Below are 20,011 nucleotides of genomic sequence, written 5' to 3' on the forward strand. Positions count from 1 at the left end.
CCTGCGATAAGCCGGAAAGCTTCCGCCGCCGTTCAATACCGAGGCACATAATCCAACCCGCCATCGATCCGCGCCGGGCGCCCGTCCAGGAAAAGCTCACCGATGCGCGGCGCCGAGCGGGCGATGACCTTGCCGCGGCGGATCACCGCCAGCCGGTTGGGCTTTAGCCGCAGTGCTTCCAGCGTGTCGCAGGCCTGAAGGATGACGAAGTCGGCGTTGCATCCCTTTTCGAGACCGTAACCCGCAAGACCCATCGTCTTCGCAGAATTGACGGTCAGCGCGTCGAAGATCCTCTTCTTGTCGTCGATGCCGGCCATCTGGGCGACGTGGATTGCCATATGGCCGACCTCCAGCATGTCGCCCGATCCCATCGAATACCAGGGGTCCATGACGCAGTCGTGCCCGAAGGAAACGTTGAGCCCGGCATCCATCAGCTCGCGCACGCGGGTCATGCCGCGGCGTTTCGGATAGGTGTCATGCCGGCCCTGCAGCATGATGTTGATCAGCGGATTGGGGATGACGTTGATCTCGGCCTCCGCCATCAGCGGAATGAGCTTGGAAACATAATAATTGTCCATCGAATGCATCGAGGTCAGATGCGAGCCGGCGACGCGCCCCTGCAAGCCGAAGCGGATGGTTTCGGCAGCCAGCGTCTCGATATGGCGCGAGAGCGGATCGTCGGTTTCGTCGCAATGGATATCAACAGGCAGGCCGCGATCGGCGGCGATCCGGCAGAGCGCCTCGACCGACGCCGTACCTTCGCCCATCGTCCGTTCGAAGTGGGGAATGCCGCCGACGATATCGACGCCCATGTCGAGGGCGCGGTTGAGCGCATCGATCGCGCCCGGCGAGCGGTAGTAACCGTCCTGGGGGAAGGCGACCAGCTGCAGATCGATATAGGGCGCGACCTTCTCGCGAACCTCGATCATCGCCTCGACGGTCACAAGCCTGGGATCACTGGTATCGACATGGCTGCGGATGAAGAGCAGGCCCTGCGTGACCGCCAGATCGCAATAGCGCAGCGCGCGATCGACCAGTTCCTCCTTCGTCACGATCGGGCGCAGCTCTCCCCAGAGCGCGATGCCCTCGAGCAGGGTACCGGACACGTTCATGCGCGGCAGGCCGAGCGACAGCGTGGCGTCCATATGGAAATGCGGATCGACGAAGGGCGGGCTGACCAGCCGGCCGGTCGCGTCGATCTCTTCTCCTGCCTGCGCCTGGAGATTAGGCTCGACAGCGAGGATCTTGCCGCCCTGGATACCGATATCGATCCCCTTTCGGCCATCGGGGAGATTTGCATTTCTGACGATCAGATCGAACATCGGAGCCTCATTGGACAGAAGTGGTTCAGCGTTCGCCGCGCCGATAGGGCTGCATCAGCGCCTGCGGAACGCGGGCGCGGCGGGCCATGACGGCAAGGGCGGCAATGGAAAGGATATAGGGCGTCATCAGAAAGAGCTGGTAGGGCACGAGCCCGCTCAGCGCGGTTTGCAGCCGAAGCTGGAAGGCGTCGAAGAAGGCAAAGAGCAGGGCGCCGAACAGTGCGCGGCCGGGCCGCCAGGAGGCGAAGACGACGAGCGCGATGCAGATCCAGCCGCGCCCCTGCACCATGGTCGGAAAGAAGCTGTTGAACGCCGACAAAGTCAGGAAAGCGCCGCCCATTCCCATCAGCGCGCTTCCCATGATGACCGCGCCATAACGCACCTTCATCGGATTGACGCCCTGGGCTTCCGCCGCATGCGGGTTTTCGCCAGTCATGCGGATTGCAAGCCCGACTGGCGTGCGGAAGATGATGTAGGCCATCAGCAGGGCGATCATGATCGCGAGATAGGTGGGCGCCGTCTGCGTGAAGAAGGCTGGCCCGATGAAAGGCAGCGTCGAAAGACCAGGTATCGCGATCGGTTGGAACGGCACGATGGTGGGCGGGGTATTGGCAAGCGGCACGATCAGCCGGAAGACATAATAGCTGAAGCTCGAGGCAAACAATGTGACGCCGAGACCGGAGACATGCTGGGAGAGGCCGAGCGTCACCGTCAGGCCCGCATGCAACAGGCCGAAGACGCCGCCGGCCACCGCCGCAATCAGCAGGCCGGTCCAGAGATCGGCCCCATGATAGACGGAAAGCCAGCCGATCATCGCACCGAAGGTCATGATGCCTTCGATGCCGAGATTGAGCACACCCGCCCGTTCGCAGAGTAATGCGCCGAGCGTGCCGAAAATCAGCGGCGTGGCGATCCGCAGAATTGCCGCCCAGAGCCCGGCGGAAGCGATGATGTCGAAGAGCTGCATCATCGCCGGATCCTGTATTGGGTGAAGAATAAGGCAATCAGCATCGTCAGCAGCGACAGCGCCACCGTGACATCGGCGATATAGGTGGGTATGCCGAGGCCCCGGCTCATGCCATCCGCGCCCACGAACATGGTGGCGGTGAAAATGGCGGCGAAGACGACGCCGAGTGGATTGAGGTTGGCGAGCATGGCGACAACAATACCCGCATAGCCGAAGCCGGGCGACAGATCGGTCGTCACATAACCCTTGACGCCCATCACCTCGATCGCCCCCGCCAACCCTGCAAGCCCGCCCGAAAGGCAGGCGACCTTCACCAGCGTTCTGCCGAGCGGGACGCCGGCGAAGACGGCCCCACCGGGATTGAGGCCCGCGGCGCGCGACTGCATGCCGAACACGGTGCGAGATTGGACGAAATGGACGATGACTGCCAGCCCGATCGCGATCACAAAGCCGATATGCAGGCGCGAGCGGGCGATCAGCTTCGGCAGCATGGCATGATCGCTGACGGATTGCGACTGCGGCCAGCCAAAGGCGAGCGGGTCCTTGAGGATGCCGTCGATCAGCATCGAGACGAAAAGCACGGCGATGAAATTCAAGAGCAGGCTGGTGACGACCTCATCGACGGAGAAGCGCAGCCGGAGCCAGAGCGGGATCAGGATCAGCACCATGCCAGCAATGGCGCCGACCAGCAGCAGCAGCGGAATGAGAATGGGGGCGGGAAGATTGCCGAGCAGTTTCGAGCTCGCCGCTGCAACGGCGATGGCGCCGAGATAGAACTGGCCCTCCGCACCGATATTCCAGAGCCGCGCCCGGAAGGCGACGGCGGCGGCAAGCCCCGTCAGCATCAGCGGCGTTGCCCGCGTCAGCGTTTCGGTCGCCGACAGCCGCGAGCCGAAGGCGCCGGTCAGGATGCGCCAATAGGCATCGATAACAGGCGCGCCGGCGATTGATATCAGGATGCCGGCCAGCGCCAGCGCTGCGATCACCGCGATCACAGGCGTGACGATCAGCAGGTAAAGCGGACGGTGCTCGCGGCGCTCAAATCGCATGGTCGACCTCTGGGTTCTCCTGCCATTCGCCGGCCATCATCAGCCCCAGCCTGCGGGCATCGGCGCTTTCGGCCGCGACGGGCGGGGACAGGCGGCCGCCGACGATTGCCTGTATGCGATCGGCAAGCGCGATCACCTCGTCGAGGTCTTCCGAGATCAGCAGCACGGCGGTACCCTGCCGGCGGGCTTCGAGCAGGCGCGCGTGCACGGCGGCCACGGCCCCTTCGTCGAGACCGCGCGCCGGTTGCGCGGCAATCAGGATGCGCGGCCGCCGATGCAGGTTGCGGCCGAGAATGAGCTTTTGCATATTGCCGCCGGAGAGCAGCCGGGTGCGGATCGCTGGCCCGCCGCCGCGGACATCGAAGCCGTCGATAATTTCGCTCGCAAAGGCCATGCCCGCCTTGCGGTTGACGAGGCCATGGCGCGAAAAGGCAGGCGAGGCGATGCGCTCCAGCACGGCGTTTTCCCAGATCGCCATTTCGCCGATCACGCCCTCCTCGTTGCGGTCCTCGGGAATGCGGCCGATGCCGGCGTCGACGACATCGGAAACACTAAGATTGCCGATGGCTTCCCCGAACAGCAGCAGGTCGCCGGCGCTGTGTGACAGCGTGCCGGAGAGAAGATGCGCCAGTGCAGCCTGGCCATTGCCCGAAACGCCGATGATGCCGAGGATCTCGCCCTGGTGCAGCCTGAAGCTGATCGATTTCAGCCGATCGATGCCGCCGGTGCGCACCGTCACATCGGCCGCTTCAAGGGCGACGGCACCGGGTGTCGACGGCTCGCGCACGGGCCGCGTCACACGGCGGCCGACCATCAGTTCGGCGAGTTCCGCCTTGCTGGTGTCCGACGCCTTGCGTTCGGCGACCATCTTGCCGCCGCGCAGCACGACGATGCGGTCGGCCGCCGCCATGACCTCGTCGAGCTTGTGCGAGATGAAGATCAACGACAGGCCCTGGCGGGCCATTTCCTTCAGCGTCGTGAACAGCCGTTCGGCCTCGATATTGGTCAGCACCGCCGTCGGCTCGTCGAGGATCAGGATGCGGGCATCGTTATAGAGCGCCTTGAGGATCTCGACGCGCTGCTGTTCGCCGACCGACAGGTCGCCAAGGCGGGCATCCGGATCGACCTTGAGGCCGAAACGTTCGGAAATTGTGAGCAGCTTCTTCCGTGCCGCTGACGTTCCCGAGCGCCAGGACCACAGTCTTTCCGTGCCGGTCATGACATTTTCGAGAACGGTCAGATTGGGCGCGAGCGAGAAATGCTGATGCACCATGCCGACGCCGGCGCGGATCGCTGCGCGCGGCTTGCCCTGCGGTACCTCCGTGCCCTCGATCAGAATGCGGCCGGCGTCCGGCATGTAGTGGCCGAAGAGGATGCTCATCAGTGTGGTCTTGCCGGCACCGTTTTCGCCGAGCAAGGCCACGACCTCACCCTTTGCAAGCGTCATCGAGATATCGTCATTGGCGAGATTGTCGCCGAAGCGCTTGCTGACGCCGATAATTTCCAGCACAGGCCCGGTCATGACGGCAGTCCTGCGACGGGGAAACGATGCTGCCATTGCCCCTCGGCCTCCAGGCGGGCGGCAAGCGACAGCAGACGCGGCTCGTGGCCCATCGGCGCCATGATCTGCACCGGCAGCGGCATGGCATGCTCATCCTGTCCGAAAGGCAGTGTCAATGCAGGAAAACCCGAAATATTGGCGAGGCAGGCAAGCGGCGCAAATGCCGTCATCCGCTCGAGATGTAGATCCGTGTCGGCATGATCGGATGGAAAGGAGCCGATCACAAGAGGCGCGGAAGACAGCATCGGCATCAGGATGCAATCGACCCGGTCGAATAGTGTCCAGAGGTTACGGCTCACCAGGACGGCATTGTTCAGCGTGTTCCAGAGCGATGTCGCGGGAAGCGCCCGTCCGCGCGCCGCAAAGGCCTGCGTCAGAGGCTCAGGCCCGCTGTCATCGAGAGCCGCCGCCTTCATGAGTGCTGCGAGGTTGACGGAGACGATATCGGCGAAGGCGCGACCGCTGGCGGCGACGGCCCATTCGAAGTCGGCCCAGGCCAGTGGAACGACTTCGTGTCCGTCGCTCTCCAGCGCACGGGCCGCACCTTCCACGGCTTCGAGCCGAACGTTGTCTGTCGGGTAGGCCGATCCGGTATCGGCAAGCAGGCCGATCCGCAAACGGCCGTTATCGCTATCGACAGGGGAGGGGTCGGGAAAAGGTCCTCGCGACTTGCCGCTCAGCCTGTCGAAAATCAGCGCGGTATCCCGAACCGAGCGGCAGACCGCGAGTTCGCTCGCGATACCGGCCAAGTGGTTGCCGAAGGATGGCCCGCCGGGGATAGCGCCGCGCGTCGGCTTCAGTCCGACGAGGCCACAGCAGGCGGCGGGCACACGGATCGAGCCACCGGCATCGGTGGCATGCGCAATCGCGACGATCCCGGCGGCAACCGCTGCCGCCGCACCGCCGGAGGAGCCGCCCGCGGTTCGTGCGGGATCGAGGGGATTGCGACAGACAGGCCCGATCGCCGGTTCGCTGGCGAGCGACAGGCCGAATTCCGGGCTGGTCGTCAGGCCGAAGAGGCAAAAGCCGGCGTCGCGGAAACGGGCAGCCAGATCGGAATCCGCTTCGCCGCCCCTTCTTTCGAAAAGACCGGAACCGGCCGTGACCGGCAGCCCGGCAAAGGGGCCGCCAAGATCCTTCGCCAAGGTCGGCACGCCGGCAAAGGGCCTGGCGGCAAAGCGATCGGGCGCGCTCCGCCGCTCACTGTCGCGGTCGTCGGCCGAAGCGAAGCCCATGGCGGCATCGAGATAGGCGATGGCGCCGAGCGGCTCCCGCCGCGCAGTTGCCTCAAGAGAAGCCTGCATCGCCTCCGCAGCGCTCAGGCTGCCATGCCTGATCGCTGCCGCCAGATCCGTCGCATCGCCACGCATCAGCCGAATTACTTCGGCTCGTCCATCATCTTCGGAACTTCGAAGGTGCCGGCCTTGATCTCCGCCCGCTTGGCCTCCATCGCAGCCTCGGCTTCAGCAGGCGCCACGCCCTTCACGAAGACGATGTCGCTGCCGCCTTCCTTCATCAGGCCGTAGGACGTGTAGTTCCTTCCAACAGGCTTTCCGGCAGCGACATCGGCGATCGCAGCGTCCAGGATCGGGCGGAAATACCACATGGCGTTGGCAAACACCGTATCGGGATAACGCGGCGTGTAGTCGATCAGCGAGCCGACCGACTTGATGCCGCGCTCCTTGGCGGCATCGGCAGTACCGATGCGCTCGCCGAACAGGATATCGGCGCCGGCGTCGATCTGGGCAAGGCCGGCTTCGCGGGCCTTCGGCGGATCGAAGAAGGTGCCGATGAACGAGACGAGGTGCTTTGCATCAGGGTTGACCGCCTTGACGCCCGCCGCGAACGCATTGATCAGCATGTTGACCTCTGGGATCGGAATGGCGCCGACCGACCCGACGACATTCGACTTGGTCATCTTGCCCGCCAGCATGCCGGCAAGATAGGCGCCGTCATGGTTCCAGGTGCCGAAGACGCCGAAATTGTCGCCGGCCTGCTCGCCGCTCGAACCCAGCACGAAAGCGGTATCGGGATAGTCGGCCGCGACCTGCCGGGCCTCTTTCTCCACCGCATAGGCCTCGCCGATGATCAGCTTGTTGCCCTGTTCGGCATATTCGCGCATGGCGCGCGGATAATCGGTGCCGGAGACACCTTCGGAGAAGACATATTCGATCACGCCTTCCTTGGCCGCGTCCTGCAGGGCCTTGTGCAGACAGGAGTTCCAGGCATTTTCGACCGGCGACGCATGAATGCCGGCAACCTTCAGCGGCACAGCCGCCCTTGCCAGCGGGGCAAAGCCGCTGACCCCAAGCGCAATGCCGGACGCGATCACTGCCCGGCGTGAAATCAGGATATCTTTGGTCATTGATTGTTCCCCTTTTTTACCATTTGGTTCAAAAATCATAGTAGCGCCCAAAAATGTGTCAAGCAGCGAATGGGCTTAAAAATCAGGCTGTTCAATCTGTTGCGCCTTGCGTTCTGCAGCCATTTTTTCCGAACTGAATGGCGTCGCGGCTTGGCGCGACGCCATTGGCAGGATATGCAAGGATCATTGGGGTCGGGGGACATGAAATGGGGGAAGAAGAGGGCGCCTCGCGGCGACCGATCGCGAGCCGGTCGTCGTCCTGGGCTATCGGCCTCAGCGCGTGGCTGGCGCGGAGCGGCGCGACACCGAACGGCATTTCGCTTTTATCGGTCGTATTCGCGGGTATAGGCGCAGCGCTCATCGTTTTCACAATACATCCGATTGCCATGGTTTGTGCCGCGATCTCGGTGCAACTGCGGCTCGTCTGCAATCTGCTGGACGGAATGGTCGCGATCGAAGGCGGCAAGAAAACCAAGAGCGGGCCGCTCTACAACGAATTCCCCGACCGGGTCGCCGACAGCCTGTTTCTCGTCGCGGCCGGCTATGCCTGCGGCTTTGGCTGGCTCGGCTGGCTGGCTGCGCTGCTTGCCGCACTCACCGCCTATATCAGGGTCTTCGGAGGATCGGTCGGACTTCCCCAGGACTTCAGCGGCGTCATGGCCAAGCAGCGCCGCATGGCGGTGCTGACGGCGGGCCTGCTGGCCCAGAGCGTCGAGACGCTGATATCCGGCAGCCACTGGTCGCTGATCCTGGCATGCGCGGTCATCGCGGCCGGCAGCCTTGTCACCTGCATCACCCGCACGTTGAGGCTGAAACATTCCCTGGAGAGACTATGATCGCGATTATCCGTCGGTTTCTCGTGCTGCTCGTCCGTATCCTGGTCGGCGCCCGAAGCGAGTGGCGGGGCTGCGCGCCCGATCCCAGTCGCCGCATCTATTTCGCCAATCACAACAGCCATATCGATACCGTCGCCGTCATGGCCGCCTTGCCCTGGCCGGTGCGCCGGATGACCCATCCGGTTGCGGCGCGGGACTATTGGGGAACGAGCGCCTTTCGCCGTTTCATCGCAGAGAAAGGCCTGCGCGCCGTCTTGATAGACCGCAAGCCTCCGCCGGACACCGACCCGCTGGCTCCGATAGAGCGCCTGCTTGAGGAGGGGCGCTCAGTCCTGATTTTCCCGGAAGGAACGAGAAGCACCAACGATGAGATCGCCCCGTTCCGCAGTGGCATCTTTCGCCTTGCCTGCCGTTTTCCGGATGTCGATCTCGTGCCGATCCATCTCGACAACCTTCAGCGCATCCTGCCGAAGGGAAGCATGCTGATCGTGCCGATCACCTGCACGGCGCGCTTCGGCAAGCCGCTCCGCGTCGAACCAGGCGAGGAAAAGACCGAATTCCTGGCCCGCGCCCGCGCTGCGGTCATTGAGCTCGCAGATGGGGGGCATAGCGCATGACCAGCCTGTTCTCCATCGTGCTGGCCGCCATCCTCGGCCTGCTTGCCGCTGCCTCCGCGATCGGTTTTATCCTTCAACGGCGCGCGACCGAACCCGGCTCCGTCGCTACGGTCCAAAACCTCAACGCCCGTATCCGCTCCTGGTGGATCATGGTCGCAGTGTTCGGCGGCGCGATCCTGCTCGGCGACACGGCGACGGTCATCCTGTTCGCATTCCTGTCCTTTATGGCGCTTCGCGAATTCTGGACGCTGACACCATCGCGGCGCGGCGATCATCTGGCGCTTTTCCTGTCCTTCTTCGTTGTGCTGCCGCTGCATTACATGCTGCTCGGAACGGAGTGGTACGGCCTGTTTGCGATCTTCATCCCGGTCTATGCCTTCCTGATCCTGCCGGCGGTGGCGACCTTGACGGGTGACGTCAACGAATTCCTCGCCCGCAGCGCCAGGGTGCAATGGGGATTGATGCTGACGGTCTATTCGATCAGCCACGCTCCCGCTCTGCTCATGCTGGAGACCGGCACGCCGTCGGCGCTCCTTCTCGTCTATCTGGTCGTGGTCGTACAGCTCAGCGACGTCTTCCAGTATGTCTGGGGCAAGCTCCTCGGAAAGCACCGTTTCTCGCCGAATATCAGCCCGTCGAAGACGATCGAAGGGCTGGTCGGAGGCGGCGCCTCGGCCATCCTCGTCGGAACGCTGCTTTATCGCCTGACGCCTTTCTCGCCGCTGCAGGCCGCTGCCATCAGCACGGTCATCGTCGTCGCGGGCTTCTTCGGCGGCTTCGTGCTCTCGGCCATCAAGCGCGATCTCAATGCCAAAGACTGGGGCTATGTGATCGAAGGCCATGGCGGCGTGCTTGACCGCCTGGACTCCATCACCTTCGCCGCACCGCTATTCTTCCACATCGTCCGCTATTGGTTCACCACCTGAGAATTCGGCCGATCGTTTAAAGCCGGTCGGCCTCCTCGAGGCTCTCGAACAGCCGGCGCTGAACATCCCGCTCCTGCTTGCCGATAGCGGTCATCAGCTTGCCCATCGTTCCCCGCAGGCCGTGCAACTCGTCGATCAGCTCCATGACGATATCGACGCCGGCTTCGTTGACACCCATGTTTCCCATGAGGTCCAGGATCAGCCGGGCGCGTGCGACGTCGGCGTCGCGAAATTGCCTCTGGCCGCCTGATGTCTCCGGGATCAGCCAACCCTGTTCGATCCAGAGGTCGAGCTGGACGATGTCAATTTTCAAGTAAAGACGGAATTCGAGATCATCCATGATCAAGCCTCCATGTTCTTTCTCGGATCGTAGGAGTTTGCGGTCGCCCATTCCTTCATCAAGGCCGTCAGCCGCTCATCCGGGGCGTCGGGCAGCACGATCTTCAGCGAGATGTAGACGTCGCCGTGTCCGCCGCCGCGTTTTGAAACACCTTTGCTCTTGAGACGCAGGACCTTGCCCGTGTTCGAATGAGGCGGCAGCGTCAGATTGACCGGTCCCGACGGCGTCGGCACGCGAACCTTGCCACCAAGCACGGCCTCACTGAGGGAGATCGGCAGTTCCAGGCGGATATCGTCGCCGTCTCGCGTAAAGAAGCGGTGCGGGCGCACACGGATTTCGATCAGGGCATCGCCCACCGGCCCACCGCCGGTGCCCGGCTCGCCCTTGCCGCGCAGCCGCAAGGTCTGGCCGTCGCGCGTCCCTGGCGGGATCTGTACGTCGAGCGCCGGACCATTCGGCATCTTGACCTCCGTCCTGGTGCCGTTGACGGCCTCGAGAAAGTCGACCTCCATGGAAAATTGCCGGTCACGGCCACGACCACGGGTCTGGCCGCCGCCGGCACGACGTGAAAAGAAACTGGCGAAGATATCGTCGGCATCGCTGAAATCGGCAAAGCCGGCGCTGTTGTGGTAGGGATCGCCAGGCCCGCTCTTCGACGCGTAGTCGCGGTAATAATTGCGCTGCGCCCGCTCGGCGCCCGTTATATCGATCTCGCCGCGGTCGAAGCGTCCGCGTTTTTGCTCGTCACTCAAGATCTCGTAGGCCGTTGAAATTTGCTTGAACCGTTCCTCAGCTTTTTTGTCGCCGGGGTTAAGGTCGGGGTGAAGTTTCTTGGCGAGCTTGCGGAACGCGCTTTGAATATCCTTTTGCGTCGCATCGCGTTTCACGCCCAGAAGCTCGTAGGGATCCTGGCTCATACATGTCTCCGGTCGGGCAGCGAATAATGCTGGTTGGCTTGGCAATGATATAGGTTGTCGGGCCGCCGCCGGGGAGGGGAGGGGAGGCCGGCCGCTCTGATCGACTTCATCAATCCGCAGCGGAACTAGAACAACGCTGCGTCTTCCACTTGAGGCGCCGAGCCTTCATGCGCGGGATCGGGTCGTCGATCGATCAGAACCGAGCACCCGGCATGGCGCACGACCTTGTCGACGATCGAGGAGAAGACGTAGTCGGTGATATCGGTCACATGGGATGAAACCAGGATAAGATCGGCCGATTTCTCCCTTGCGACGGAGACGAGCAGGGAGGCGGCAACGCCGATACGAACCTCGATCATCGCCGGAATTCCCAGCTCCTTGCAGAGCGATGCAAGTTTCTTTTCGGCGTCGACGATGGCGGTCGTTTCGAATTCCTCGGGAAGCTCCGTCAGGTGACGGCGGGGGATATGCTCGATGACGTGCATGACGACGATGCTTCCGCCTTCGTCCATCAGCGCAGCAGCCCGGCGCAGAAGGCGGCTTGCCGTTTGGCGGGGACCCATGCCGATGCCGCAGATGATCGTCCGATACATTTGAAATCCATATCCTCGAATGCGAATGATAGCACCGATCATACCGGTGTCGACCGTCCCGGCATTGACGAATATCAAGAAAAAGTGCCGCAACGGCAGCGCGCACGAAGCGGCCGGCTCTTCGGAAGGGGTTTCGGCTGAATCGTCGCAGTTGACGATATGGCCATCGGCAACAGTTCTAATCTGATGACGTCATTGATTGAGGTTCACATGCCGAATTTTGCGATTATCGGATCGGGCGCGATGGGAAGTGCCGTCGCCAAACGGCTGATCGACCACGGCGCCACGGTGCTCACCTATCTCGAAGGCAGGAGCGAGCAGACGATTGCGCGGGCAAAGGCAGCCGGCATGGTGCCGGTCGGCCGCCAGGAGCTGACGAAGGCCGAGCTGATCCTGTCGATCGTTCCGCCGGCGGAGGCGATCAAGGTCGCCGAACTCGTCGCGGACATATCGTCGGCGATGCAGGCGCCGCCGCCCTTCATCGACCTCAACGCGATTGCGCCGAAAACCATGCAGGCTTTGGCGGCACGCTTCGAAAGCAGCCGCGTCGAGGTGCTTGACGGTGCGATCATCGGCGGGCCGCCGAGCCCCGGCAAACCAGGTCCGACCATTTATATCAGCGGCGATATTGCGGAGCGAAGCAAGCTGCTCGAGGATTGCGGCCTGCGGATCCGCAGACTCGACGGACCGCTCGGCGCCGCCTCGGCACTGAAGATGTGTTATGCCGGCATCAACAAGGGATTTGTCGGCCTTGGCACCGCCATGCTGCTTGCCGCATCGCGTTCCGGTGCGGCCGAAAGCCTGAAAGCCGAGCTCTCCGAAAGCCTTCCCGACATCGATCGCAAGCTGTCGGGATCCATACCCGACATGTATCCGAAAGCCTATCGGTGGGTTGCCGAAATGCAGGAGATTGCCGATTTCCTTGGAGAAGATGATCCGGCCGCGACCATCTTCCGCGGCATGGCGGATGTCTTCTCCAGGATGGCGAGCGACGTCGAGGGCGATCGCGTGCTCGTGGGGCAGCTGGACGAGATCATCGCGCGGCGGGAGAAAATATGACGCCTGTCATTTCGCCTCGAACGCCGCCCGTTTGCGAGCGTTGAACGCATCGAAATCGAAGGGCGTGGCAGGGCCGGATTCTTCGCCTTCAATCAAGGCGTCCTGCAATGCCTTCACTTTGGCTTCGTGTTCTTCAAGTAGGCGAAGGCCCGCCCGGATAACGTCGCTGGCTGAACCATAGCGGCCAGCCTGAACCTGCGTATCAATGAAGCTGGTGAAATGGTCACTGAGCGATATGGACGTATTTCTAGCCATCCTGAATCTCCTTTAAGCCAATGTACCAATTTTTGGTACATAACAAAACCCAGTCTTCACAGCGTGAATCTGATCCCTGGCCAAGGCTCTGACGATTGCGTGAAACCGCGCCGACACCTGTGACAAAACCTTGTCGCCTCTGCTATGTCAGGAAAAATGCGGTGACCAAACCCATTGGCATCGCGATCCTATCTGACCAATGCCAGGAGTTTGAAAGATGAGCGGTTCTTCCGACTATACACCCCCGAAGGTCTGGACCTGGAACAAAGCGAATGGCGGCCAGTTCGCCAGCATCAATCGCCCGATCGCGGGACCGACGCATGACAAGGAGCTTCCGATCGGCCGCCATCCGCTGCAGCTCTATTCGCTCGGCACGCCGAACGGCCAAAAGGTCACCATCCTGCTCGAGGAACTGCTGGCCCTTGGCCATGAAGGTGCGGAGTATGACGCCTGGCTGATCAAGATCGGCGATGGCGATCAGTTCGGAAGCGGCTTCGTCGCGGTCAATCCCAATTCCAAGATCCCGGCTTTGATGGACCGCAGCGGGCCAAAGCCGATCCGCGTCTTCGAGTCAGGCGCGATCCTCACCTACCTCGCCGAAAAATTCGGCGCTTTCCTGCCGACCGAGCCGAGCGCGCGCGCCGAATGCCTGTCATGGCTGTTCTGGCAGATGGGAAGCGCGCCCTATCTCGGCGGCGGCTTCGGCCATTTCTACGCCTATGCACCGACGAAGATCGAATATGCGATCGACCGCTTCGCCATGGAAGTGAAGCGTCAGCTCGACGTGCTCGATCGTCGCCTGGCCGAAAGCGAGTATCTGGCAGGCAGCCAATATACGATCGCCGATATTGCCGTCTGGCCGTGGTATGGCGGGTTGGTGAAGGGCTGGACTTACGGTGCGGCCGAGTTTCTGCAGGTCGAGGACTATAAGAACGTGCTGCGCTGGGCCGACGCCATCCACAGCAGGCCGGCCGTGCAACGCGGCCGGATGGTCAACCGCCTCTCCGGCGAGCCATCGAGCCAGTTGCACGAGCGCCACGACGCCAGCGACTTCGACACCAGGACGCAGGACAAGCTCGCGGCCGCCGAGTAAGCAAACGGCCCCAGCCACGTGTCGCAGCAACAAATGATGCTCCGCCGCCTTTACGGCGACGGAGCATCTGCATACTGCCCGAACTCAGTTCTTGACCGTGTCTTCCAGGAAGAAGCGGCCGAGCGGGTTCTGGTAGAAGTTCTCGATATTCTTGCGCGAGACGTTGATATAGGGGCTGTAATAGAGGTCGATCCAGTTGACGTCGTCCTTGGCCATCTTCTGCAGATCGACATACATCTGTTCGCGCTTCTTCGGGTCGAGCTCGAGACGCGCCTTGGCGACCAGTTCCTTCACCGCCTCGTTCTTGTAATTGGTCGAGTAGTTGTTGTTGGAATCGTGGCCGAGGACGAAGGTGGTCTTCTGGTCCGGATCGAGAATGTCGTTGGTCCAGTAATTGACCGAGACGTCGTAGTCGCCGGCAACAATCATGTCCCATTCCTGGCTCGGGTCGACCTTCTGCAGATTGGCGGTGATGCCGGCCTTCTGCAGCTGCTGCTGGACCAGAACGGCCGTCTGTTCGTCGACTTCGTCGCCGGCACGGACCAGGTAATTCAGCGTCAGGTCCGAGGCGCCGGCGGCGGCCAGCAGCTCCTTTGCCTTTTCGGGATCATAAGGCCGCTGCAGATTGTCGGCATAATAATAGAGCGCGCCCTTCGGGATATAGGAATTGGCGACGGTGCCCTGGCCGAAGGTGACGGTATCGACGATCGCCTTCTTGTCGATCGCGAGATCAAGCGCCTGACGGACTTCCTTCTTGCCGAGCGCGCCATGCGCATGGTTGATCAGCAGATGGTCCTCACGGGTCGAAGCGTCGATATCGACATTGAGGTTCGGGTCCTTCTTCAGTTCCTCGACGCGAGAAAAGGGAACGAAGATCGCCGTATCCAGCTCGCCGGCCTGAACGTTCAGCATGCGGGTGTTGTCGTCAGGCACCGAGATCCACTCGACGCCGTCGAGCTTGACGCGGTCGGCCTGCCAGAAGTTCGGGTTCTTCTTCAAGATGACGCGGTCGCCGCGTCGCCATTCCTCGACCACGAAGGCGCCGGATGCGATCGGCTTTTCGCCATAGGCATCGGCGCCCAGCGATTCCATGCCCTTCTTGGAGATGACCGAGGCATTCGGCAGCGCCAGCGTCGAAAGGAACGGTGCGGACTGGTTCTTGAGCTTGATCGTCAGCGTGTGCGCGTCGGTCGCCACCGCCGTGTCGATCACCTTATAGGAATCGCTCCAGAGCGAGGCGGCGTCATCGCGGATGCGCAGCAGACTGTAGGCCGCGTCTTCCGCCGTCAGCGGCGAACCGTCCGAGAATTTTGCGTCGCGGATCTTGAACGTGTAGGTCAGCCCGTCATCCGAGGTGGTCCAGCTTTCGGCAAGGCCCGGCTCCAGTTTCGTGCCTGTCTTGTCGACGCGGATCAGCACGTCGTAGACGTTGGAGAACACCCAGTTGTCGATGTTCTGCGCGGTCTTGATCGGATCGAATGTCGTCGAATCCTCGCGGCGGCCGATGGTGAGCACGCCGGCGGCCTCGGCATAGCTTGCGCTGAGCGTCAGACCGGCGAGCAGGGCTGCAAGCCCGATTGATTTCCACCTGTTTGTCATGAGTTCGTTCCCTTCGTTGTTATGGCATGCGTTTGATTGATTGAATCGGCATCGAATGCGGATCGTCCTTGCTGTCGGCGCCTTGAAGCAGCCGCTTGTCAGGATCGATGTCGGGAATGGCGGCGATCAGCGCCGCCGTATAAGGATGCTTCGGCCGCGCGAAGACTTCTTCGGAGCGGCCTTCCTCGACGATCTCGCCGCGATACATCACGACGACGCGTTCGCAGAGATTGCGGACGATTGCGAGATCATGGGCGATGAAGATCAGCGTGAGGTTCATCTTCGCCGTGAGCTCGCGGAAGAGCTCGATGATCTGCGCCTGGATGGTGACGTCGAGAGCGGCCACACATTCGTCGGCGATGATCAGCTTCGGATCGACGGCGAGGGCTCGGGCGATGCCGGCGCGCTGGCACTGGCCGCCGCTCATGCTGCGCGGTTTGCGGCCGGCGAATTCACGTTCGAGGCCGACGAGATCGAGCAGTTCGCCGATTCGAACAGGGATATCGCTCCTGGCGACCTTGCCCTGCACTTTCAGCACCTCGGCCAGCATCTGCCCGATCGTCAGCCGCGGATTGAGCGCATTATAGGGGTCTTGGAAGACCATCGCCGTCTCGCGCCTGAGCTTTGCCAGGCCAGCGCTTTTCTGCAGCGCCAGATCGACGCCGTCGAAAGTGACGTGACCCGAGGAAAGCGGGGTGAGGCCGAGCACGGCGCGGGCAAGCGTGCTCTTGCCGCTGCCGGATTCGCCGACGATGCCGACCGTCTCGCCCGGCATGATCTGCAGGCTGACGCCGGCAACGGCGCTGACCGTCTTGGCACCGCCCCTGAGCAGGGCGCCGCCGGCTCTGAAGCGCACATGGAGATCATCGATTTCGAGCAATGGCCGCCTCGCCGGTTGGCTGGCCGCGGCAAGCTCGAGCAGCGGCGCGACCGTCTCGCCCGGGATGGAAGGGTGGCTGTTGATCAGGTTGATCGTATAGGGATGCTGCGGCCGCGCCAGGATCGTCCGCTTCGGCCCCTCTTCGAGCAGTTTGCCGCCGCGCAGCACGGCAATACGGTCGCAAGTCTGGGCGACGATACCGAGATCGTGGGTGATCAGAATGATCGACAGGCCGCGCCGATCACGAATGTCAATCAACAGCCGCAGGATCTGCGCCTGGATGGTCACGTCGAGCGCCGTGGTCGGCTCGTCGGCGATCAGGATCTTCGGATTGCAGGACAGCGCCACGCCGATCATCGCCCGCTGCCGCATGCCACCGGAAAATTCGTGCGGATAGCTATCGTACTGGCGCTTCGGATCGGGGAAGCCGACTTGCGCCAGGATTTCCGTCGCCGCGGCGCGAGCCTCGCGGGCGCCGAGGCCCTGGTGATAACGGATGCCCTCAGCGATCTGATCGCCGATCCGCATCACCGGGTCGAGATGGCTGGTCGGGTTCTGGAAGATCATGCCGATCTCGCCGCCGCGCACTTTCAGCATCTCGCCATCGTCGATCCGCATGAGGTCGCGCCCTTCGAGCAGCACGCTACCGCTTTCGATCTTCAGCAGCGAGGAGGGCAGCAGGCGCACCAGGGAACGGCAGAACAGGCTCTTGCCCGAGCCGCTCTCGCCGACGAGACCGAGAATCTCACCCTTGCCGAGATCGAGCGAGACCGCATCGAGCAGCGTGCGCGGGCCGGAATCGACATATGCCCTGACGGTGAGATCACGGACGGACAGCACGGAGCCGCTCATTCATGCACCCCCAGCAATTCGCCGAGCGCGTCGCCCAGCATGCTGAAACCGAAGGCGAGGCAGACGATGGAGAGGCCGGGAAACAGCGTGATCCACCATGCCGTGGTGATGAAGCTCTGTCCTTCCGCGACCATGACGCCCCATTCGGCAATCGGCGGCTGGACGCCGAGGCCGAGATAGCTGACGGCAGCGCCGCTGAGCAGCACCAGCGTCGCATCGGACATCGAAAAGACGATCGAGCCGGCGATCGCGTTCGGCAGCAGGTGGCGGAACATGATGCGCGGGCGGCTGAAGCCGAGGCTGACGGCGGCAACGGCATAATCGCTGCCTTTCAGCACCAACATCTGCACCCGGATCAGCCGTGCATAGGAAACCCAGCCGACCAGCGCCATGGCGATGTAGAAGCTGCCGAGGCCCGGGCCGAGGATCGCGATGATCGACAGCATCAGCACGAGGAAGGGGAAGGCGAGGATGATATCGACAAGACGCATGAACAGCGCATCGACGATCCCGCCGAAAAAGCCGGCGATCGTGCCGACCGTCGTGCCGATCAGGAAGGGGAAGATGACGCCGATCAGCGCCATCTGCAGGTCGAGGCGCGCGCCCCAGATAACGCGGGAGAGGATATCGCGGCCGAAATTGTCGGTGCCGAAGGGATGCAGCAATGAAGGCCCCTGCAGGCGCACCTCGGCATTCTGCATGATCGGGTCGTAAGGCGCGACGATGGGCGCGCCGATCGCCACCAGCACGAAGAACAGCAGCAGGCCGGCACTGAGCACAAGCATCGGCCGCCGGCCGAAGAACCGGCGCCAGCCGGGGGATGCGGGGGCGATCGCCTCGATGCTCATAGCTTCACCCTCGGATCGACGGCGACAGTGACGATGTCGGCGATGAAGTTGATAAGCACGGTGGCGCAGGCAAAGACCATGGCGACGCCCTGAACCACCATGTAGTCGCGTGAGAAGATCGCCCTGACCAGCAGCTGTCCCATGCCGGGCAGCGCAAAGACACTCTCGACCACCACCGTGCCGCCGATCAGCCAGCCGATATTGACGGCAAGCAGGTTGATGGTCGGCACCAGCGAATTCGGCAGCACATGCCGCCAGAAGACGATGCCTTCAGGCATGCCGCGGGCGCGCGCCGCCGTCGCGACATCCGATTTCAACTGCTCGATCATCGCCGCCCGCAGGCTGCGCGTCAGCACGGTCGAGAGCGACAGCGCGACCGTCAGGCTCGGCAGTACGAGATGCGACAGCTTGTCGCCGATCGTCGCACCATAGCCCGAGACCGGCAGCACGCCGAGTTCGACGCTGAACAGGATGATCAGCATCAGCCCCAGCCAGAAGGGCGGAAAACCGATGCCGAAGGTCGAGACGATGCGCACCGCATGATCCGGCGCCCGGCCGGCATTGCGTGCGGCGATCGCCGACATCGGCACCGCGATCAGGACCGAAAGCACGACGCTGGAGACGACGAGCGCAAGCGTCGGCTCGATGCGGGTGACGATCAGCTTCAGCACGTCGATCTTGTAGAGGATCGACTTGCCCATCTCGCCATTGGCGAGGTTCTTGAGGAAATAGACATATTGCAGCCACATCGGCTGATCGAGCCCGTACTGGGCGCGGATGCTGGCAAGTGCTGCCGGCGTCGCGCGCGTCCCGAGGATATTGCGTGCCGGATCGCCGGGGATCAGCCGGACCAGAATGAAAGTGATGACGCTGATGCCGAAGATGACGGGCAGGAACTGCAGCGGTCGCGTCAGAACGAATTTATAGCGATGCATGACGGCGATCGCCCCTTTGTCTTCGTCGGGTTCGGTCCGCTTCCTGTTGCATCAGCCTGCCTCGTGCCGGGTGAGAAAATCGAGAAGCGCCGGATAATAATCCTGCGGGTTCTCATAGAACGGCATGTGGCTGGCATTGGCAAATACCTTCAGCTCGGCATTCGGCAGCGCAAGCTTCATCCTGAGCGCACAGGCCGGCGTCAGCTCGTCATGCTCTCCGGTCGTGATGAGCACCGGCAGCGTCAGCCGCGGCAGGTCGGGGATGCGGTTCCAGTCCTTGAGGTTGCCGATATAGAGAAACTCGTTCGGCCCCTGCATCGTCTCATAGGGCGCCATGTTCCAATCGTCGAGCGAGCGGCGCACCGGCGCCGGCCATTCGGGCAGACGGCAGACATGGCGATAGTTGAGGATGGTGACGGCGGCGAGATATTCCGGATGATTGTAGGTGCCCTGCGCCTCGTGCTTCTGCATCATCGAGACAGTTTCGGGACCGAGTGCCGCGCGCAGCCGTTCCAGTTCCGAGATCAGATGCGGCATATCGGCGACGGTATCTTCGAGGATCAGCGTCTTGAGGTTTTCGGGATAGGTCAGCGCGTATTCGATCGCCAGCCAGCCGCCCCAGGAATGGCCGAGCATGTGGACCTTGCCGAGCCCCAGCGCCTTGCGCACCGTCTCCGTCTCTTCGACATAACGGCCGATCGTCCAGAGCGAGAGATCGTCCGGCCGGTCGGAAGCGCCGGTGCCGAGTTGGTCGAAGGCGACAACACGATAGCCCTTGTCGATGAGACAGGAATGCGCTTCGCGCAGGTAATCGCAGGGCAGACCCGGCCCGCCGTTCAGGCAGAAAACCGTCTCGCTGCCGGTCCCGAAACTATAGGCAACGACGCGATAGCCATCGACATCGATCTCGAATCGCTCGTCCGGCCGTATTTCACGCCACATTGATCGCTCCGGCAGAAGATTTCGCTTGCTCAATATTTGGGCACGGCTAAATTTT

At 62.6% G+C, this 20,011-nt stretch carries 20 protein-coding genes; 5 read left to right on the forward strand and 15 right to left on the reverse strand.

Annotated features, from left to right (window positions below; genetic code table 11):
* Positions 1-32 precede the first annotated feature (32 nt).
* Genes GR198_RS25795 through GR198_RS25820 form a run of 6 tightly spaced genes read right to left on the reverse strand, consistent with a single transcriptional unit; the run spans position 33 to position 7,264 of the window.
* Complete coding sequence (locus GR198_RS25795) at positions 33-1,322, reverse strand: amidohydrolase family protein (protein WP_029875366.1); 1,290 nt, start codon at positions 1,320-1,322, stop codon at positions 33-35.
* Between the two features lie 25 nt (positions 1,323-1,347).
* Positions 1,348-2,292 carry an ABC transporter permease gene (locus tag GR198_RS25800; RefSeq protein ID WP_029875367.1) on the reverse strand — a complete coding sequence of 315 codons (945 nt, stop codon included), beginning with the start codon at positions 2,290-2,292 and terminating at the stop codon, positions 1,348-1,350.
* The gene (locus GR198_RS25805) at positions 2,289-3,338 is read right to left on the reverse strand and encodes an ABC transporter permease (protein ID WP_029875368.1); all 1,050 of its coding nucleotides are present in this window, start codon (positions 3,336-3,338) and stop codon (positions 2,289-2,291) included. The genes GR198_RS25800 and GR198_RS25805 overlap by 4 nt, the downstream gene beginning before the upstream one ends.
* Positions 3,328-4,860 carry an ABC transporter ATP-binding protein gene (locus GR198_RS25810; RefSeq protein ID WP_164069758.1) on the reverse strand — a complete coding sequence of 511 codons (1,533 nt, stop codon included), beginning with the start codon at positions 4,858-4,860 and terminating at the stop codon, positions 3,328-3,330. The genes GR198_RS25805 and GR198_RS25810 overlap by 11 nt, the downstream gene beginning before the upstream one ends.
* Positions 4,857-6,269 (reverse strand): amidase, encoded by a 1,413-nt coding sequence (locus tag GR198_RS25815; RefSeq protein ID WP_029875370.1) that lies wholly within the window; start codon positions 6,267-6,269, stop codon positions 4,857-4,859. Before GR198_RS25815 ends, GR198_RS25810 begins: the two co-directional genes overlap by 4 nt.
* Before the next feature lie 8 nt (positions 6,270-6,277).
* The gene (locus GR198_RS25820) at positions 6,278-7,264 is read right to left on the reverse strand and encodes a BMP family protein (RefSeq protein ID WP_029875371.1); all 987 of its coding nucleotides are present in this window, start codon (positions 7,262-7,264) and stop codon (positions 6,278-6,280) included.
* 206 nt (positions 7,265-7,470) lie between these two features.
* Here GR198_RS25820 and GR198_RS25825 point away from each other — a divergent pair, with 206 nt between their 5' ends.
* Genes GR198_RS25825 through GR198_RS25835 form a run of 3 tightly spaced genes read left to right on the forward strand, consistent with a single transcriptional unit; the run spans position 7,471 to position 9,643 of the window.
* Positions 7,471-8,100, forward strand: a complete 630-nt coding sequence (locus tag GR198_RS25825; RefSeq protein WP_029875372.1) for a CDP-alcohol phosphatidyltransferase family protein — start codon at positions 7,471-7,473, stop codon at positions 8,098-8,100.
* Positions 8,097-8,717, forward strand: a complete 621-nt coding sequence (locus GR198_RS25830) for a lysophospholipid acyltransferase family protein (RefSeq protein ID WP_012760083.1) — start codon at positions 8,097-8,099, stop codon at positions 8,715-8,717. The genes GR198_RS25825 and GR198_RS25830 overlap by 4 nt, the downstream gene beginning before the upstream one ends.
* Positions 8,714-9,643 (forward strand): phosphatidate cytidylyltransferase, encoded by a 930-nt coding sequence (locus GR198_RS25835; protein WP_012760084.1) that lies wholly within the window; start codon positions 8,714-8,716, stop codon positions 9,641-9,643. The genes GR198_RS25830 and GR198_RS25835 overlap by 4 nt, the downstream gene beginning before the upstream one ends.
* Before the next feature lie 16 nt (positions 9,644-9,659).
* Here the strand turns inward: GR198_RS25835 and GR198_RS25840 are convergent, their stop codons facing one another.
* The 3 genes from GR198_RS25840 to GR198_RS25850 all read right to left on the reverse strand — a co-directional run bounded on the left by GR198_RS25840 (position 9,660) and on the right by GR198_RS25850 (position 11,493).
* On the reverse strand, positions 9,660-9,983 hold the full coding sequence (locus tag GR198_RS25840) for a chaperone modulator CbpM (RefSeq protein WP_012760085.1): 324 nt from the start codon (positions 9,981-9,983) through the stop codon (positions 9,660-9,662).
* 2 nt (positions 9,984-9,985) lie between these two features.
* Positions 9,986-10,900 (reverse strand): DnaJ C-terminal domain-containing protein, encoded by a 915-nt coding sequence (locus GR198_RS25845; RefSeq protein WP_029875373.1) that lies wholly within the window; start codon positions 10,898-10,900, stop codon positions 9,986-9,988.
* A 125-nt stretch (positions 10,901-11,025) separates the two neighbouring features.
* Positions 11,026-11,493: a universal stress protein gene (locus GR198_RS25850; protein ID WP_029875374.1), complete on the reverse strand. Its 468-nt coding sequence runs from the start codon at positions 11,491-11,493 to the stop codon at positions 11,026-11,028.
* Between the two features lie 159 nt (positions 11,494-11,652).
* Here GR198_RS25850 and GR198_RS25855 point away from each other — a divergent pair, with 159 nt between their 5' ends.
* Positions 11,653-12,552, forward strand: a complete 900-nt coding sequence (locus tag GR198_RS25855) for an NAD(P)-dependent oxidoreductase (RefSeq protein WP_029875375.1) — start codon at positions 11,653-11,655, stop codon at positions 12,550-12,552.
* A gap of 6 nt (positions 12,553-12,558) precedes the next feature.
* Here GR198_RS25855 and GR198_RS25860 read toward each other — a convergent pair whose 3' ends face one another.
* Positions 12,559-12,807: a type II toxin-antitoxin system ParD family antitoxin gene (locus tag GR198_RS25860; RefSeq protein WP_017997165.1), complete on the reverse strand. Its 249-nt coding sequence runs from the start codon at positions 12,805-12,807 to the stop codon at positions 12,559-12,561.
* Positions 12,808-13,024: 217 nt separating this feature from the next.
* Here GR198_RS25860 and yghU point away from each other — a divergent pair, with 217 nt between their 5' ends.
* Positions 13,025-13,900 (forward strand): glutathione-dependent disulfide-bond oxidoreductase, encoded by an 876-nt coding sequence (yghU, locus tag GR198_RS25865; RefSeq protein ID WP_029875376.1) that lies wholly within the window; start codon positions 13,025-13,027, stop codon positions 13,898-13,900.
* Between the two features lie 84 nt (positions 13,901-13,984).
* Here yghU and GR198_RS25870 read toward each other — a convergent pair whose 3' ends face one another.
* The 5 genes from GR198_RS25870 to GR198_RS25890 are packed head-to-tail and all read right to left on the reverse strand — an operon-like array spanning position 13,985 to position 19,956.
* The gene (locus tag GR198_RS25870) at positions 13,985-15,499 is read right to left on the reverse strand and encodes an ABC transporter substrate-binding protein (protein ID WP_018484126.1); all 1,515 of its coding nucleotides are present in this window, start codon (positions 15,497-15,499) and stop codon (positions 13,985-13,987) included.
* Between the two features lie 19 nt (positions 15,500-15,518).
* A complete protein-coding gene (locus tag GR198_RS25875; RefSeq protein ID WP_029875377.1) occupies positions 15,519-17,231 on the reverse strand; it encodes a dipeptide ABC transporter ATP-binding protein in 1,713 nt (570 codons plus the stop codon).
* Positions 17,228-18,079, reverse strand: a complete 852-nt coding sequence (locus GR198_RS25880) for an ABC transporter permease (RefSeq protein WP_029875378.1) — start codon at positions 18,077-18,079, stop codon at positions 17,228-17,230. The genes GR198_RS25875 and GR198_RS25880 overlap by 4 nt, the downstream gene beginning before the upstream one ends.
* Positions 18,076-19,014 carry an ABC transporter permease gene (locus GR198_RS25885; protein ID WP_029875379.1) on the reverse strand — a complete coding sequence of 313 codons (939 nt, stop codon included), beginning with the start codon at positions 19,012-19,014 and terminating at the stop codon, positions 18,076-18,078. Before GR198_RS25885 ends, GR198_RS25880 begins: the two co-directional genes overlap by 4 nt.
* Positions 19,015-19,065: 51 nt before the next feature.
* Positions 19,066-19,956, reverse strand: a complete 891-nt coding sequence (locus GR198_RS25890; RefSeq protein ID WP_029875380.1) for a proline iminopeptidase-family hydrolase — start codon at positions 19,954-19,956, stop codon at positions 19,066-19,068.
* Between the last annotated feature and the right edge of the window lie 55 nt (positions 19,957-20,011).

Source organism: Rhizobium leguminosarum (assembly GCF_010668065.1).
Taxonomy (GTDB): domain Bacteria; phylum Pseudomonadota; class Alphaproteobacteria; order Rhizobiales; family Rhizobiaceae; genus Rhizobium; species Rhizobium leguminosarum_S.